We start from the raw sequence: 15,803 nt of genomic DNA, 5'->3' as shown, positions 1-15,803 counted from the left end.
GAGACGAGGGACGGCGGCTGTGCATCCGCCGTCCCGCGCCCGGTCGGCGCGCTCCCCCCTGGGGAAGCGCCGGGACCGCCCCGCTCCGCCTCGCGCGGCGGCCCCGGACCGGATCACGGTAGCAACGGAGCCCTGCGCCCCGAGCCCCGCGGCATGGGACGTCCCATCCTCTGGCGCGGGCGTACCCTGCTGAGGTGACGCTCATCGGCGCTGGAACCCCCCTGCTGCGTGCGGAGACGACTCCACTGGACTCTCCGCCGTCGCTCCTCTCCCACTCCGACCCGAGGCGGCCCCTCCTCTGGCAGCGCGACGGCGCCGGGCTCAGCGGACGCGGCGAGGCTCTGCGCCTCGAGTTCTCGGGCCCGGAACGGCTGCGGGCGGCGGCGGCAACCTGGCGTCGGCTCTGCGACGCGGCGACGGTGGAGAACCGGGTCGGACTGCCCGGGACGGGGCTGGTCGCGTTCGGGACCTTCGCTTTCTCGAGCCGATCCGAGGCGACGAGCGTGCTGATCGTGCCGCGCACCGTGATCGGGACGCGCGACGGCCGGTCATGGCTGACGCGGATCACGATCGGCGAGGCGGAGAGACCGTATACGCCGAGCGAGGAGCCGCTGGGGGCGGAGTACCACGTGCCGCTCTCGCCGGGTGCGCTGCCGCCCGACGGGTACCGCGCGGCGGTCGCTGCCGCGGTGGAGACGATCCGGGCGGGCGAGCTGTCCAAGGTCGTGATCGCGCGCGATCTGAAGGGACGGCTCCCGCCGGGGGCGGACCTGCGTCGGATGCTGGGTGCGCTCACCGAGCGGTACCCGGACTGCTGGGGCTTCGCCGTGGACGGATTCCTCGGCGCCAGTCCGGAGACGCTGGTCGCGGTCGATCGGGGCGAGATCTCGGCGAGGGTGTTGGCCGGCACGGCCGCACGAGGCGAGGATCCCCTCGCCGACGCGGACGTGGAGGCTGCTCTGCTCGAGAGTCCGAAGGACCGCTCGGAGCACGCTTTCGCTCTCGCCAGTCTGGTCCGGGAGCTCGAGCCCCACACGCGGGAGCTGACGGCCGGCGCCGCCCCGTTCACGCTCCGCCTGCCGAACCTCTGGCACCTCGCGACGGACGTGCGAGGAATTCTGGACGACTCCTCCAGCGCGCTCGATCTCGTCGATGCTCTTCACCCGAGCGCGGCAGTGGCCGGCGCTCCGACCGCCGACGCCCTTGCGCTCATCGAGCACCTGGAGCCCTTCGACCGCGGTCGGTACGCAGGACCCGTCGGCTGGATCGACGGCAACGGCGACGGCGAGTGGGCCGTCGGACTCCGCAGCGCCGAGGTCACGGCCGAGGGCGCGGTCACGGCCTGGGCGGGCGCCGGCATCGTGGCCGACACCGTTCCCGAGTCCGAGCTCGCCGAGACCCGCATGAAGTTCCGCCCGATCACCGTCGCGGTGGCCGGACGAACGTCGGGAGTCGCTGGAGCCGTCGGCTTCCCCGCCGGGTCGCTCTCGAGCAGGGGAACCCCCGGCCGTCGTCCTGCACCCACCGGCGGTCGCCCGGGCAGCGCCGGCGGCCGGGTCGTCACGCGGCGGCCGGTCGGTGTGGTCCAGTCCGCTGTGCCGTCCGGATGGAGCAGATACGTCCACCGGTCGCCGTGGCGCACATGGTGGTGGGCGACGCACAGGGAGGCGAGGTTGTCGGGAGTCGTCTCTCCCCCGTTCCGCCATTTGACGCTGGGGTCGGTCTCCGTCGAGGACGCCGGCCGGGTGCAGCCCGGGAAGCGGCAGGTCTGGTCGCGGAGGCGGACCAGCAGCCTCATCCTCGGCGGCGGGAGGCGGTGGCGGCGCCCGACGGAGACGACCGCGCCGGTCTCCTCGTCGGTCAGCACGGGAGTGAAGGCGGCGTCGTCGTCGATGAGCGCTCGCACCGCCTCGGCGGGGATCGGCCCGTAGCCGTCGAGCTCGGCGGCCGCCTCGTCGTCACCTGCGGCGGTGTTCGCCGCCACAGTGACTCTCACCTCGGCCCGCAGCCCGGTCGAGGGCGCCGCGGCGCCCTCCGGAGTGGTCCCCGCCACGTCCCCGTGGCAGAGCAGGTCGGCCCACGCGTCGGCGCGGAGCTGCGCCAGCGTCCGCAGATCGCGGTCCCCTTCGGCGCCGTCCCGCAGGTCCCTCGCGATGCGGTCGAGTCGGGCGAGCGCTCCGACGGCCTCGGGCGCGGGGACGTGCGCGCAGACCGTCGCCATGCCGTCGATCCCGGCTGTCATCCACACCCGGCGGTCCTCGCGGGCGCGAGCGTGCCGCTCGGCGAGGGGCTCGTCGTGCAGCTCCTCCCGCACCCGCGCGAGGGCGTGGCGCAGCTGCCCCGGGGTCAGCGTCTCCGCGAGGTCGACGGCCCGGTCGTCGTAGGCCGCGCGCGCCGCTGCGGGGAGGGTCGCCGCGACGGAGCAGATGAGCTGGCCGGCCTCCCAGCGCATTCTGGCGTCGGCGAGCGCGGAGCGGGTCCGCGGCAGCTCCTCCATCAGGAGCGAGGCGTGCAGCAGCTCCCTGGCGGCGGTGCGCTCGGAGACCCCGAGGGCGACGGCGAACTCCGCTCGGATCGACCGTTCGACGAGGTCCGTCGCATCCTTGCTGTCCGCCGAGGAGCCTCGGGCGAACGCGTCGGGACAGGTCAGCGCCGCGCAGTGTCCCGCGTGCAGCGCCTCCGCCGCGGACAGGAGCACGCGGGAGGCGCTCCTGGCGAGCGCCGCCGCCCGGTCGCCGAGGGCGAGAACCTCTCCTCGCACGGTCTCCGCATCAGCCATTCCTCCAGCGAAGCAGCAGCTGACGAGCTGCGGAGCTCGAACGAGGCGTCCCCGGGAGATCAGCGTCCGACGACGACCTGTGGAGGACCGTCCGACCGGACCCGCGCGGACTCAGCGCTCGAGCCGGATCTCCACGATGCCCGGCCCGTCACCCGGCGAGGTCAGCGCCTGCTCCAGCTCGCCGCGCGTCGCCGCACGACGGTGGCCCCACCCGTAGGCGCGCGCGAGAGCCTCCAGATCGGCGTTCTGCGGGGTGAACTGCACGCGGTCGAACGCATCGGGATGCGAGCTCGATGCGACCTCGAGTCCGTCGAAGATCGTGCCGCCCCCGTCGTTCACAACGACGAGCTGCACGCGCGGGCGTCGCTCTCCGGGCGGGAGGAGGAGGCCGCCGGCCTCGTGGAGCAGAGTGAGATCGCCGAGGACCGCGCGGGTGACTCCGCCGGCTCCCTGCTCGGTCGCCTGCGAAGCCACCGCGATCCCGAGAGCCGTCGAGATCGTGCCGTCGATGCCGGCGAGGCCGCGGTTCGCCAGGACGGATATCCGCTTGCCCGGCAGGGTCCCGTCGGCGACGCGGATCAGCCGTGACGCTCCGAACAGCAGCCGGTCGTGCGGCCAGGTGACCTTCCAGACCGCGGCGACGACGAAGTCGCGGGTGAGCGGTGCCCTGATCGCGGCGAGGGCGTTGCGCGCGTAGCCGCGGCGGTCCTCGACCGACATCGACCCCGCGTCGGGGACCTCGTCCAGCTCGTCGGGGTCGACCGTCAGGGCGCGGCTCGCGGACACCCAGGATCCGGCCCAGGCGCGCTCGCCGCGCTCGGGACGCGGCGACCCCTCGGGGCGGACCACGTCGACGCCTCCGACGCGGCGGGCGCGCCGGCCGGGGTTGTAGAACTGCTCGCGCACGGCGTCCACGACGATCACCTCGACGTCCTCGCGCCGCAGCAGCTCGGGGACCTCGCGGGAGAGCGTCGGGTGTCCGAGCACGATCGCCCGGCGGATGCGTCCGCCGAAGTCGGGCTCGCCGAGCAGGCGACGCCAGGCGACGACGAGCTGCGGTCCGAAGCGGGCGCCGGAGGAGACCTCGGCGAGCAGCGGCCAGTCGCCGGCGCGAGCGATCTCCTCGGCCGCGGCGCCCGCCTTGTCCCCGGCGATGACGACCGTGAGCGGCTCACCAGGGCCGGCGGTCACGACGGCACGCGGGATTCCGGATCCGACGGCGGGCGACGAGACCGGTTCGATCCGCTCGATGTCCGGCAGAGCGGAGGAGAGCGGATCGCGGAAGCAGAGGTTCAGGTGGACCGGCCCGCGGCGCGCCGCGGTGACGGCACGGTCGGCGAGCGCCCTCGCGTCCTCGGGCAGGGAGGCGTCGCCCGGAGCAGCGACGTCCTCGAACAGCCGCACGGCTCGCCCGTACAGCTCGCGCTGCTCGGCCGTCTGGTTCGAGCGGATGCCGCGCAGCTCGTCGGGCCGGTCGGCGGTCAGGACGATCATCGGCACGTCCGAGGCGTCCGCCTCGAGCACGGCCGGGTGCAGGTTCGCGGTCGCCGTGCCGGAGGTCGTGATCACGAGCGCCGGCATCCCGGATTCGAGGGCCAGGCCCAGCGCCAGGAACCCCGCGGAGCGCTCGTCGATCCGCACGTGCAGCCGGACGTCGCCGCGGGTCTCGAGCTCGGCCGCCACCAGGGCGAGCGCCTGCGAGCGGGAGCCCGGAGCGACGACGACGTAGCGGAGGCCGAGCGCGACGAAGCGGGTGAGGAGGTCGACCGCGAATCGGGTGGAGGGGGCGACCGGCCGGTGCTCAGGCATCCCGGCGGCCGGGGCCGTCGGCCTCGCCCTGCTCGTCCATGTCGGCGAGGTCGCGCTCGAGCTCGATGCGCTCGGCCTGCAGGCGCTCCTCCTCGGGGTCGCGCTCGGTGCGGAGGGTGCCGAGGAAGTCGGGGTCGTCGTCCGGAGCGGTGTAGCGGCGGCCGGCGGCGCGCTGCTTGCGGGGACGGCCGATCCAGAACCACAGTCCCGCACCGATGACCGGGAGGATCAGCACCACCAGGAGCCAGGACCACTTCGGGATCGCCCGCACGGCGTGACGGTTGCTCATCGCGACGTCGATCACGGTGTAGACCGTGAAGACGGCGAGGGCCACGAGCAGGCCGATGACGAGGCGGATCATGGACACGAGTCTACGTCCGGCACCCCCGTCGGGGAGGGTCCGCACGGACGCTGGACAGGAGGCTCCCACGGTGCTCACGGAAGCGCGTGCAGGGGCCGACGTACACTGTCCCGGTGAAACTGAGCCGCGCGGTCGTCGTCTACTCGCTCCTGCGCCTGGCGATGTTCGCCGGCGTCTTCGTGCTGGTGTACCTGCCGGCGCGCACCTTCGTCGACTCGGAGCTGACGGCAGCGGTCACAGCGGGCTTCGTCGCCGCGATCGCGAGCCTGTCCCTCTCCTACATCCTGCTGAGGAAGCCCCGCGAGCGCATCGCGGAGGCGATCTACGAGCGCCGCAAGGACGTCCCGCGCGCCCCGACCGACGACGACGTCGAGGACGCCGCGGTCGACGCGACCCGCGACGACCGCTGAGCCGGGCGATCCCGCCGGCGAGGGCTCCCCTCGGACGCGCTGACCACGCTCGCACCAGGCCCGGCACGCAACAGCCGATATCACCCGAATCCGGCCCACCCGAGCCCGCCTCGTGCGAGCCGCCGCTCTAGAACGCCAGCGCCGCCCCGAGGATGACCGCGTAGGCGAGCCCGCCCAGGCTGGTCAGCTGCAGCGCCAGGATGAGCTCCTTCGCCGTCTTCGCCGTCAGGGTGATCAGGATGGCCGGCAGGATCATCAGCAGCACGAAGAGCGTCAGCCATGCCAGCGGGTAGAACAGCGCGAGGATCACCGCGATGCCGAACGGGATCAGCACGAAGCCCGTGTAGATCGCGCGGGACACGGCCGGTCCCGCGAGGACCGCGAGGGTCCGCTTGCCCGAGAGGCGGTCGGTCGGGATGTCGCGGATGTTGTTGACCATGAGCACGGCGCAGGCGAACAGGCCCGCCGCCACGGCGCCGAGCCACGACTCCTGGTTGGTGCGGCCGATCTGCACGAACGTGGTGCCGACGGTGGCGACCAGGCCTAAGAACCCCAAGACGAAGAGCTCGCCGAGCCCGAGGTAGCCGTAGGGGCGGCGTCCGCCGGTGTAGAACCAGCCGGCCGCGATCGCCGCCGCGCCGACGATCAGGAACCACCACTGCCCCGAGAGGGCGGTGAGCACGAGGCCGGCGACGGCCGCGATCCCGAAGAAGACCAGGGCGACGGTAAGCACCTGGCGGGGCTTCGCGGCTCCGGAGCCGGTCAGCCGCGAGGGTCCGACGCGGTTGGCGTCGGTGCCGCGCACGCCGTCGGAGTAGTCGTTGGCGTAGTTGACGGCGATCTGCAGGGCGAGCGAGACGGCCAGGCAGAGCAGGGCGCGCACCCAGTGCCAGCCCTCGTCGACGACCTGGGTCGCTCCGGTGCCGATGAGCACGGGGGCGACGGCCAGCGGGAGGGTGCGGAGGCGGGCGCCGGCGATCCACTCGCGGGGACCGGCGGGCTTCACGACGACCGTTCGCGGGCTGCCCCCGGGGCGGCCGCTGGAGGACTTCTTCTTGCGACTCGTACTCGACACGGAGGGAATCCTACCCACCGGCCCGTCGACGCTCAGAGCCGGTCAGGCCTGCTCGGCGAGCACCTCGAGGGCGCGGCGGTCGGGCTTCCCGGCGGCGAGGAGGGGGATGCGGCCGACCGGCAGCACGGCCGCGGGAGCGGCGGCGCGCCCGAGGCGGTCGGCGATCAGGGCGCGCAGGTCGGTGAGCGCGGGAGCCTCCTCCGCCGTCACGACGACCGGGACCTCGCCCCACTGCTCGTCCGCCCGCCGCACGACGACCGCGTCGGGGACGGGCCCCTCGCGGAGCACGGCCTCGACGGCGTCGAGCGAGACCTTCTCCCCGCCTGACACGATCACGCGGTCGAGCCGGCCGGTCACCCGGAGGCGCCCGTCGACGATCGAGCCCGCGTCGCCCGTGCGGTACCAGCGCTTCCCGTCGAGCTCGAGGAAGGCGGAGGCGCTGCGCTCGTGGTCGATCGCGCCGTCGGCGTCGAGGTAGCCCTCCGCGAGGGTCGGCCCGCCGAGCAGCACCTGCCCGTCCTCGACGCGCATCCGCACGTCGTGGAGCGGGACGCCGTCGTAGACGCAGCCGCCGGACGTCTCGCTCGATCCGTAGGTCAGGCGGATGCGCGCACCGAGGGCGGCGGCGCGGTCCCGCAACGGCTGCGGCGTCGCCTGGCCGCCGATCAGGAGCGCGTCGAACGAGCGGAGCGCCTCGGCCGCGGCCGGATCGCGCTCGGCGAGATCCAGCAGCCTCGCGAGCTGCACGGGGACCAGCGAGGAGTACCTCCGCTCCCCCGCCGGCATCGTCCGAGCGAGAGCGAGGAAGGCCGCCGCGTCGAAGCCGCCGGCCAGGAGGACGACCGGGTCGGCCTCCGCCGTCAGCGAGCGGACGAGCACCTGCAGTCCCGCGACGTAGTGGGTCGGCAGGCAGAGCAGCCAGCGTCCCGGCCCGCCCAGCTCGGCGAGGGTCGCGGAGGCGCTGGTGAGCAGTGCCGCTGTCGAGAGCGCGACCCGCTTGGGCGGCCCCGACGAGCCCGAGGTCTCGACGACGACGGCGACGCGCTGCGGCACGACGGCATCCTCGGAGGCGGTCGCAGCGCCGGGGGCGGAGACGCGGATCGCCGGGCCGCTGCCGTCCAGGGCCGCGCGCAGAGCGAGGAGGACGGACTCGACCGTCGCGTCGACACCCGCGAGCGGGCGGGTCACCTGCGTGCCCTCCGGCTCAGAACTGCCACGGGAACGGCGACCAGTCGGGCTCGCGCTTCTCGAGGAAGGAGTCTCGTCCCTCGACGGCCTCGTCGGTGCCGTAGGCGAGGCGCGTGGTCTCGCCCGCGAAGAGCTGCTGGCCCACGAGGCCGTCGTCCACGGCGTTGAACGCGTACTTCAGCATCCGGATGGCCGTGGGCGACTTGGTGAGGATCGTCTCGGCCCACTCCACCGCGGTCGTCTCGAGCTCGGCGTGCGGGACGACCGCGTTCACGGCACCCATCTCGTAGGCGCGCTGCGCGGAGTACTCCCGCGCGAGGAAGAACACCTCGCGCGCGGCCTTCTGCCCGATCTGGCGGGCGAAGTACGCCGAGCCGTAGCCCGCGTCGAAGGAGCCGACGTCGGCGTCCGTCTGCTTGAAGCGCCCGTGCTCGGCGGAGGCGAGGGTGAGGTCGCAGACCACGTGCAGCGAGTGCCCGCCTCCCGCGGCCCAGCCGGGGACGGCCGCGATGACGACCTTCGGCATGAAGCGGATGAGGCGCTGCACCTCGAGGATGTGCAGGCGGCCGTTCCGCGCGGAGTCGATGCCCTCGGCGGTCTCGCCGTCGGAGTACCGGTAGCCGTCGCGGCCGCGGATCCGCTGGTCTCCCCCGGAGCAGAACGCCCAGCCTCCGTCGCGCGGGCTCGGGCCGTTGCCGGTGAGGATGACGACGCCGATGCGCGGGTTCGTCCGGGCGTCCTCGAGGGCGCGGAACAGCTCGTCGACCGTGCGCGGCCGGAACGCGTTGCGGACCTCGGGCCGGTCGAACGCGACCCGCGCGATGCGGCCGGAGCGGTCGTGGTGGTAGGTGATGTCCTCGAGTGCGTCGAAGCCGTCGACGGCCGCCCAGCGGTGCGCGTCGAACAGTTCGGAGACCTGCGTGCTCATGTCACGACCCTACTGATCCGGACTGCACGGCGACTCGACACCGCTCGGGCAGACGGAAGGGGACCCCGCTGACGCGGAGTCCCCCTGCCGGTGCTCGCCCCTACTTGGCGGCGGAGGTGGTGCGGTTCTCGGCCGACACCATCCAGGCGTACTGCTCGAGGCTCTGGATGGTCGCGTTGAGGATGTCCGCGCTGGTCGGGTCTTCCTCGTCCACCTGGTCGGGGACCTCGCGCATGGTGGCGGCGGGGTCTTCGAGGCGGATCGTGACCAGGTCGACGGTCTCGGCCGTGTCGATCTCGCCGTGCGGGTACTCGGGGAGGGTGGTGGTCGCGGCGACGGTGTCGCTGCGGCCGTCCGGGATCCCGTGGAGGGCGCGCATGCGCTCGGCGATGTCGTCGCTGAACTCGCGCGCGGCCTCGATGATCTCGTCGAGCTGCAGGTGGAGGTCGCGGAAGTTCTTGCCGACGACGTTCCAGTGGGCCTGCTTGCCCTGGACGTGGAGCTCGATCAGGTCGACGAGGACGATCTGGAGGCTGTCGAGCAGCTCCTTGGAGGCCTTGAAGCCCTTTTCGGCGTTCTGACGGCGGCTGGTCTTGGCACCGGAGCCCGCGGGGGCTTCGACGTGGCGATCGAGGGTGGTGGTCATGGACCGTTCCTTTCTCTTGCAGTGCCGGGTGCGGTGTCCCGCCCCGAGTCTGGCTTCTTCGGCTGGACGGCGACCGCACGCGGGGGGTGCGCGTGCTGGGCGGGGCCCGTGGTTGCGGGGATCAGATCGTGGCGACGGATCCGGAGTCGACGCGGTAGTTCGAGCCGTTCACGAACGAGGCGCGGTCGGAGCAGAGGAAGGCGATCACGGCTGCGACCTCCTCGGCCTCGCCCCGGCGCTTCAGCTCCATGTACGGCCGCTCCTCGTCGAGGAAGGACGAGATCGCCTCGTCGACCGAGGTGCCCCTCTGCTCGGCGCGCTTCGACATCATCGCGTCGGTCATCGGAGTGCGGATGAACGCGGGCGAGACCGTGTTCACGAGGAGGCCCTCCTGCGCGTAGGAGCGCGAGAGGCCCTTGGCGAAGGCGAGGACCCCCGCCTTCGCGGCGCAGTAGGGCAGTTCGTCGTCGTAGGGCTGCACGGCGTCCTCGGAGGCGGTGAGCACGAGCCGGCCCCAGCCTCCGGTGCGGAGGTCGGGGAGGAACTCGCGCACGAGCCGCACGGGACCGAGCAGGTCGACCTCGAGGGTGCTGGTCCAGCCCTCGTCGTCGATCTCGTGGAAGAGGCCCTGCGCCCCCGTGACTCCGGCGCACTGCACGAGGATGTCGATCGCGCCGACCGCTCCGGCCACGCGGCGGTGCAGCTCGGCGAGCTGCTCCGTGCTGGTGACGTCGGCGGCGAAGGCGTGCAGGCGGCCCTCCGGAGCGTCGAGCCCGGCCGCCGCCCGGTCGAGCTCCGCCTGGTCCTTGTCGGTGATCACGACGGTCGCGCCCTCGGCGAGGAGGAGCTGCGCCGTGGCCAGGCCGATGCCGGAGTCGCCTCCGGTGACGAGGGCGATGCGGCCGCTGATGCCGAGATCCATGCTGAGGTGCTCCTTGTGGGTGCGGTGCGAGGGGGTGGTACTGGTCTACGCCCCTCGGAGCCGGCCCTCAACGGGTTGCGCGGACGCCGTCGGCGGGGTTACGCGCGGCCGACCTTCTCCGGCGCCAGCTCCTCGATGGTGATGGCCGCGTTGATCAGCGCGAGGTGGCTGAGCCCCTGCGGCAGGTTGCCCCAGAAGGCCAGGTCGTCGACCGCGATCATCTCGGACATGATCCCGACGTCGTTCGGGACCGTGGCGACGAGCTCGTCCATCAGGGCGACCGACTCGTCGTGCCGACCGACGCAGGCCAGGGCGGACGCGAGCCAGAACGAGCAGGCCACGAACGGGTGCTCCTCGCCCTCCATGCCGGAGTAGCGGAACAGCAGCGCGCCGCGGCCGAGCTCCTTCACCAGGGCGTCGATGGTGGAGATCATCCGCTCGCCGCGCTCGTAGCCGCTGGGCGCGTGCAGGAGCACCGAGGCGTCCAGCTCCTCGCTGCCCGGGTACATCACGTAGGAGCCGAGCTCCTCGGACCAGCAGTGCTCCTCGATCCACTCGCGGATGCGGTCGCGCTCGAAGCGCCAGCGGTCGGGGCTGCCCGCGACCTGGCCGAGCTCCGCCAGGTGCACGGCCGAGTCGAGCGCCTGCCAGCAGCCCATCTTCGAGGAGGTGTAGTGCTGCTCCTCCTCCAGCTCCCACATGCCCGCATCGCGGTTCCGCCACAGGTCGCAGGTGGTGTCGGCGACGCGGGCGAGGAGCCGACCGGTCTGGATGTCGAGGACGTTGCCCTCGTCGACGTAGATGCGGCAGATGTCGAAGAGGTCGCCGAAGACGCCCAGCTGCAGCTGGCTCTGCGCTGCGTTGCCGGCGACGACCGGGCCGATGCCGGCGTAGCCCGGGACGTCGAACTCCTCCAGGACGGTCGGCATGGAGCCGTCGAGTCCGTAGAAGATGTGCAGATCCGGCCCGTGCTCCTTGATCGTGCGGAGGAGCCAGGACAGCGCGGCGTGCGTCTCCTCGCGCAGGCCGAAGCGCACCAGCGCGTGCATCGTGTACGCGGCGTCGCGCACCCAGGCGAAGCGGTAGTCCCAGTTCTTGCCGCCGTTGGGCGACTCCGGGAGCGACGTGGTCGCGGCCGCGGCGATGGCTCCTGTGGGCGAGTAGATCAGCAGCTTGAGCGCGAGGGCGCTGCGCTGGACGGCCTCGGACCACGGGCCGTCGTAGGAGAACTCCTCCGACCAGTCCTGCCAGCTGCGGATGGTGCGGTCGATGCCGCGGTCGACGTTCTTCGCGACCGGGAAGTGCAGCGGCTCGTCGTGCGTGGCCGACACGACCAGGACGTGCCGCACGGCGTCCTTGCCCGCGGTCACGACGAAGGAGCCCGTCAGCTCGTCGCCGGCGCCGGAGGGCGCGTCGTCGCCGTCGGGCCCGTGCTCCTGGCCGGTGACGCCGATGGTGATGTCGCCGGCGCGGATGAGCGAGCGGCCGTCGGCGTTCTGGATCCACGGGGAGAACCGGCCGAGTCCCGTTCCGGGACGCACGGCCCACCGCATCCGCACCTCGCCGTCGACACCGTCCACGCGGCGCGCGAGCTCGGCCCACGGGAGGCGGCCCGCGATCCCGGTGACGAGCGCGTCCGTCACGCGGACGGTGCCCGACTCGGTGGTGAAGGTGGTCTCGAGGACGTTCGTGTCGCGGATGTAGGCGCGCGAGACCTCGGCGGGCTCCTCGGGGGCGAGCTCGACGCAGCCGCCGGACTCGGCGTCGATCAGGGCGGCGAAGGCGGGGGTGGAGCCGAGGTCCGGGACGGGCATCCAGTCGACGCTGCCGTCCTTCGCGATCAGGGCGACCGTGCGACCGTCTCCGATCGCGGCGTAGTCGCGCAGGGGCCTGGTCGAGCGGGGTGCAGCCATCCCCTCACCGTAGGGCGCGGGCGGTTTGCCGATTCGGGCTTGCGGGCGGACGGGCTTGCTTGTAGCGCCCGGTCAGGTCGTCGCGACTCCGCCGTACTCCTCGAGGCGGTCGGTGAACTCGCCGCGGTCCTCATCCTGGAGGACCCCGTTCGCGTACCCGGCGAGGAACGCGCCCTGCGGGTCCGGCGAGAGGCCGACTCCGTCGAGCATGTCGGCGATCAGGCCGGTCGGATCGGAGTCGAGGTCCACGAGGCCCAGCTCGATCGCGGGCACGAGGTCGGTGGAGGAGCGCGCGGTGACGATCCAGAGCGCGGCCGAGGCCTCCTCGTCCGCGAGGTCGCCGTCGAGCTCGTAGCCCGCCTCCGACCACTCCTCGGGGGTGTCGGCCACCTCGACGTCGTCGAAGCCGAGGGGCGCGAGCGCTGCAGTGAAGCGGTCGACCGCCGCCTGCCTGTCGGCGTCGGTCGAGACGTCGGCGGCGGCGTACTCGGTCGCCGAGATGTAGTCGTAGAGGAGGGAGGGCCCGCCGTAGGCGTTCTGCGACTGCTCGTAGTACTCGTCGTCGGCCGAGGTCCACTCCTCGGGGACGGCGCCCTCGACGGCCGCGACGGCCTGCTCGGCACTCGCGCGCACGTCCTCCGCGGACGGCTGGCCGAGGATCGTCACGGCGTCGCCGTCCTGGTAGCCGGGGTAGTCGTAGAGCGGATCGGACGGGTCCCCGCTGCCGAACGGGTCGTCCGTCGGGTCGCCGAACGGCTCGGACGGAGCGCTCGTCGACGCGCTGCCGGCGGCGGAGTCGAGCGCGCCGCCCACTCCGACGGCGACGAGCGTGCCGAGCACGCCGGTATAGACGACGCCCACGAGGAGGCTCGTGCCCAGCGCGATCCAGGCGCCCCTGCCGAGCGGGCGGTGGGAGGGGACGGAGCCCTGCGTCGGGCCCGGGGCGGGCGCGGGCGGCGGGCTCATCGGCATCTGGCTCATCGCACTCCTCCGGACTCCAACGGCAGCCTCGTCAGTCTGGCACCTCGGCGAGCGCTCGGAGGAGGGACCCCAGGGGCTTGCGCGCGCGTCGCCGACCTCCCGCGCGCGGGTGGCCGCCGCGTGGCCCCGGCCGGTGGACAATGGCCGGATGGACGACGTCGTGCCCGCCTCCCCGCTCCCCTCCCTCGGCGAGATCGACGCGGGACTCCGCGTCGTCGCTCTGCCGCTCCGCACCCGCTTCCGCGGCGTCGACAACCGCGAGATCGCGCTCGTGCGCGGCCCCGAGGGCTGGACCGAGTTCTCGCCCTTCCTCGAGTACGGCGCGGAGGAGTCGGCGGCGTGGCTCCGGGCGGCGATCGACTACGGCTGGAGCGAGCAGCCGGCACCGCTGCGCGACCGCATCCCGGTGAACGCGACCATCCCGGCCGTCGCACCGCACGAGGTCGCCGCCGTGCTCGCGAGCTACCACGGCTGCCGCACGGCGAAGGTGAAGGTCGCCGAGCGCGGCCAGACGCTGGCCGACGACGTGGCCCGGGTCGTCGAGGTCCGCCGCCTGCTCGGTCCGGAGGGCCGGATCCGCGTGGACGCGAACGGCGGCTGGAACCTCGACGAGGCCGAGCACGCCGTCCACGCCCTCGCGGAGTCCGACCTCGAGTACGTCGAGCAGCCGTGCGCGAGCGTCGACGAGCTGGCGGAGCTGCGCTACCGGGTGAAGTACATGGGCATCCCGATCGCCGCCGACGAGAGCGTCCGCAAGGCCGCCGATCCACTCGCCGTCGCCCGGGCCGGAGCCGCGGACCTGCTGGTCGTGAAGGCCCAGCCGCTCGGGGGGACGCGCCGGGCGCTGGCCCTCGTCGCCGAGGCGGGGCTGCCGGCGGTGGTCTCGAGCGCGATCGACAGCTCGGTCGGACTCGCCATGGGCGCCGCCCTGGCCGCGGCGCTCCCCGAGCTGCCCTTCGACTGCGGACTCGGCACCGCGTCCCTCCTCGCCGCGGACGTCACGGAGTGGCCGCTGCGGCCGGTGGACGGCGGGATCCCCGTCGGCCGCGTGGAGGTCTCGGAGGAGCTCCTCTCCCGTCACGCCGTGTCGCCGGAGCGGCTCGCCTGGTGGCGGGCGCGGCTCCGCGACTCCTACGCGCTGCTCTGATCGTCGGCGGCGGGCGCCGTGTCGGAGGGGCGGCAGAATGGGAGCGTCGGCCGCCGGTGCCCGACGCGTCCCCCACCCTCGAGCATCGGAGCCCCGTGAGCGCATCGACCGTCCCCGTCTTCCTCGACTGCGACACCGGCATCGACGACTCGCTCGCTCTGGCGTACCTCCTCCGCTCGCACCGGGCCCGCCTCGTCGGGATCAGCACGGTCAGCGGCAACACCGACGCGCGCCGGGCCGCCGTCAACAGCCTCGGCCTGCTCGCGCTGGCCGGCCGCGACGACGTGCCGGTCGCCGTGGGGGCGCACCACTTCCTCGAGGAGGACTACGCCGGCGGATCCCCGCACGTGCACGGCGACGACGGCATCGGCGGGGTCGCGCTGCCCGAGGGCGGCGAGCCGGTCGACGAGGATCCGGCCGACCTCCTCCTCCGTCTCGCCCGCGAGCACGAGGGCGAGCTGCGGCTGGTCGCGATCGGCCCGCTGACGAATCTCGCGCTCGCCCTCCGTGCGCACCCGGAGATCGCGTCCCTCGTCCACTCGGTGACGGTGATGGGCGGAGCCGCGCTGGTCCCCGGCAACGTGACCGCCGTGGCGGAGGCCAACATCTGGCACGACCCGGCGGCCGCCGCCGAGGTCGTCGCGGCCGACTGGGATCTGACGCTCGTGCCCCTGGACGTGACCATGCGGCACCTGCTGACGGAGGAGGACCGCGCCGTCCTGCTCGCGTCGCCCGATCCCCTCGCGCAGGCCATCGGGCAGGCGCTCGACTTCTACTTCGACTTCTACGTCGGCCACTTCGGCGAGCGCACCGCTGCCATGCACGACCCCATGGCCGCCGCGATCGCCGTCGACGCCGTCGCCCTCACCTCCGCCCCGCGCGTCCACGTCACTGTCGACGCCACCCACGGCCCCGGCCGCGGCCAGACCGTCGCCGACCTCCGCGGCATCTACCGCGGCGTCCATCCCTCCGACGCCCGCACCCGCGTCGTCCTCGCCCTCGACGCTCCGTTCGCCCCCCACCTCATCGACGTCGTCACCGCCGTCTGACCCTTCCGCCGTCGCCCCCGGCGTCCACCATCGCCACTCGACAGGCACGGATCCGCCCGCAGCCCGTCCATGCCCCCTCTGCGCGACACGCCCGCTCCGCGCACTACTCGACCAGCAGGCACCGCCCCCTGCGCGTCCATCTGCGGGAACTCGATCGGCCCGCTCCCCGCGTTCGTGCCAAGCGATCTCGATACGCGCGCTGCGCGCGCTACCCGATCAGCATGTTCCGTCGACCGCCGTCTACCCCGGCCCTCCCGCGAAGCCCAGCTCATCAGACCCGACTGCGAAGCGGAGCCCACCCGGACCCGACCGAGAAGCGGAGCCCACCCGGACCAGACCGCGAAGCGGAGCCCACCCGCGGCGACCGCGAAGCGGAGCCGTCCTCAAAGCGTGTCCTGGTGGGCGGTCGGCGGGGCCTGGTGGGGTCGATCGCAAGGCGGAGGCGTCGGGCGTAGCGGCGCTACGTTCGTCGCCGACAACGCCGCGAGGGACCCCGCCAGGCCCCGCCGATCACATGCCGGTGTCGAGGCCGGAGTAGGCGTGGAGTCCCTTGAAGAACACGTTGACGACGCCGAAGTTGAACATGACGGCGGCG

General features: G+C 73.4%; 12 protein-coding genes and 2 pseudogenes. 4 read left to right on the top strand and 10 right to left on the bottom strand.

The genetic code is table 11. The features are described 5' to 3' along the window. Window positions 1-194: 194 nt before the first annotated feature. Window positions 195-1,364 (top strand): annotated as a pseudogene (locus C5C82_RS09975) (isochorismate synthase MenF); the annotation flags it as partial. Between the two features lie 419 nt (window positions 1,365-1,783). On the opposite strand, the pseudogene C5C82_RS18045 reads toward C5C82_RS09975, so the two are convergent. The 3 genes and pseudogenes from C5C82_RS18045 to C5C82_RS09960 form a co-directional block, all read right to left on the bottom strand. Next, window positions 1,784-2,779 (bottom strand): annotated as a pseudogene (locus tag C5C82_RS18045) (DUF222 domain-containing protein); the annotation flags it as partial. 111 nt (window positions 2,780-2,890) lie between these two features. Beyond that, complete coding sequence (gene menD, locus C5C82_RS09965; protein ID WP_104355003.1) at window positions 2,891-4,588, bottom strand: 2-succinyl-5-enolpyruvyl-6-hydroxy-3-cyclohexene-1-carboxylic-acid synthase; 1,698 nt, start codon at window positions 4,586-4,588, stop codon at window positions 2,891-2,893. After that, a complete protein-coding gene (locus C5C82_RS09960; protein ID WP_104355016.1) occupies window positions 4,581-4,949 on the bottom strand; it encodes a PLD nuclease N-terminal domain-containing protein in 369 nt (122 codons plus the stop codon). Before C5C82_RS09960 ends, menD begins: the two co-directional genes overlap by 8 nt. A gap of 113 nt (window positions 4,950-5,062) precedes the next feature. Between C5C82_RS09960 and C5C82_RS09955 the strand changes: the two genes are divergently transcribed. Then, the gene (locus tag C5C82_RS09955) at window positions 5,063-5,359 is read left to right on the top strand and encodes a DUF4229 domain-containing protein (protein ID WP_104239140.1); all 297 of its coding nucleotides are present in this window, start codon (window positions 5,063-5,065) and stop codon (window positions 5,357-5,359) included. 127 nt (window positions 5,360-5,486) lie between these two features. On the opposite strand, the gene C5C82_RS09950 is transcribed toward C5C82_RS09955, so the two are convergent. The 7 genes from C5C82_RS09950 to C5C82_RS17555 all read right to left on the bottom strand — a co-directional run bounded on the left by C5C82_RS09950 (window position 5,487) and on the right by C5C82_RS17555 (window position 13,012). Continuing rightward, a complete protein-coding gene (locus tag C5C82_RS09950) occupies window positions 5,487-6,434 on the bottom strand; it encodes a 1,4-dihydroxy-2-naphthoate polyprenyltransferase (protein ID WP_374953870.1) in 948 nt (315 codons plus the stop codon). A 42-nt stretch (window positions 6,435-6,476) separates the two neighbouring features. After that, on the bottom strand, window positions 6,477-7,622 hold the full coding sequence (locus C5C82_RS09945; protein ID WP_104355001.1) for an AMP-binding protein: 1,146 nt from the start codon (window positions 7,620-7,622) through the stop codon (window positions 6,477-6,479). 16 nt (window positions 7,623-7,638) lie between these two features. Beyond that, window positions 7,639-8,550 carry a 1,4-dihydroxy-2-naphthoyl-CoA synthase gene (locus tag C5C82_RS09940; RefSeq protein WP_068255374.1) on the bottom strand — a complete coding sequence of 304 codons (912 nt, stop codon included), beginning with the start codon at window positions 8,548-8,550 and terminating at the stop codon, window positions 7,639-7,641. Window positions 8,551-8,650: 100 nt separating this feature from the next. Next, window positions 8,651-9,196, bottom strand: a complete 546-nt coding sequence (locus C5C82_RS09935; RefSeq protein ID WP_104355000.1) for a Dps family protein — start codon at window positions 9,194-9,196, stop codon at window positions 8,651-8,653. Between the two features lie 121 nt (window positions 9,197-9,317). Then, on the bottom strand, window positions 9,318-10,118 hold the full coding sequence (locus tag C5C82_RS09930; RefSeq protein ID WP_104225910.1) for an SDR family NAD(P)-dependent oxidoreductase: 801 nt from the start codon (window positions 10,116-10,118) through the stop codon (window positions 9,318-9,320). Between the two features lie 98 nt (window positions 10,119-10,216). After that, a complete protein-coding gene (locus C5C82_RS09925; RefSeq protein ID WP_104354999.1) occupies window positions 10,217-12,031 on the bottom strand; it encodes a glycoside hydrolase family 15 protein in 1,815 nt (604 codons plus the stop codon). A 72-nt stretch (window positions 12,032-12,103) separates the two neighbouring features. After that, window positions 12,104-13,012: a hypothetical protein gene (locus C5C82_RS17555; RefSeq protein ID WP_181134431.1), complete on the bottom strand. Its 909-nt coding sequence runs from the start codon at window positions 13,010-13,012 to the stop codon at window positions 12,104-12,106. A gap of 148 nt (window positions 13,013-13,160) precedes the next feature. Here C5C82_RS17555 and C5C82_RS09915 point away from each other — a divergent pair, with 148 nt between their 5' ends. Continuing rightward, on the top strand, window positions 13,161-14,159 hold the full coding sequence (locus tag C5C82_RS09915; protein WP_104354998.1) for an o-succinylbenzoate synthase: 999 nt from the start codon (window positions 13,161-13,163) through the stop codon (window positions 14,157-14,159). A 95-nt stretch (window positions 14,160-14,254) separates the two neighbouring features. Continuing rightward, a complete protein-coding gene (locus tag C5C82_RS09910; protein ID WP_104354997.1) occupies window positions 14,255-15,208 on the top strand; it encodes a nucleoside hydrolase in 954 nt (317 codons plus the stop codon). Window positions 15,209-15,803: the final 595 nt, after the last annotated feature.

This window comes from Rathayibacter sp. AY1D5, from assembly GCF_002932515.1.
Classification (GTDB): domain Bacteria; phylum Actinomycetota; class Actinomycetes; order Actinomycetales; family Microbacteriaceae; genus Rathayibacter.
This window is presented reverse-complemented; position numbering and strand designations above follow the sequence as displayed.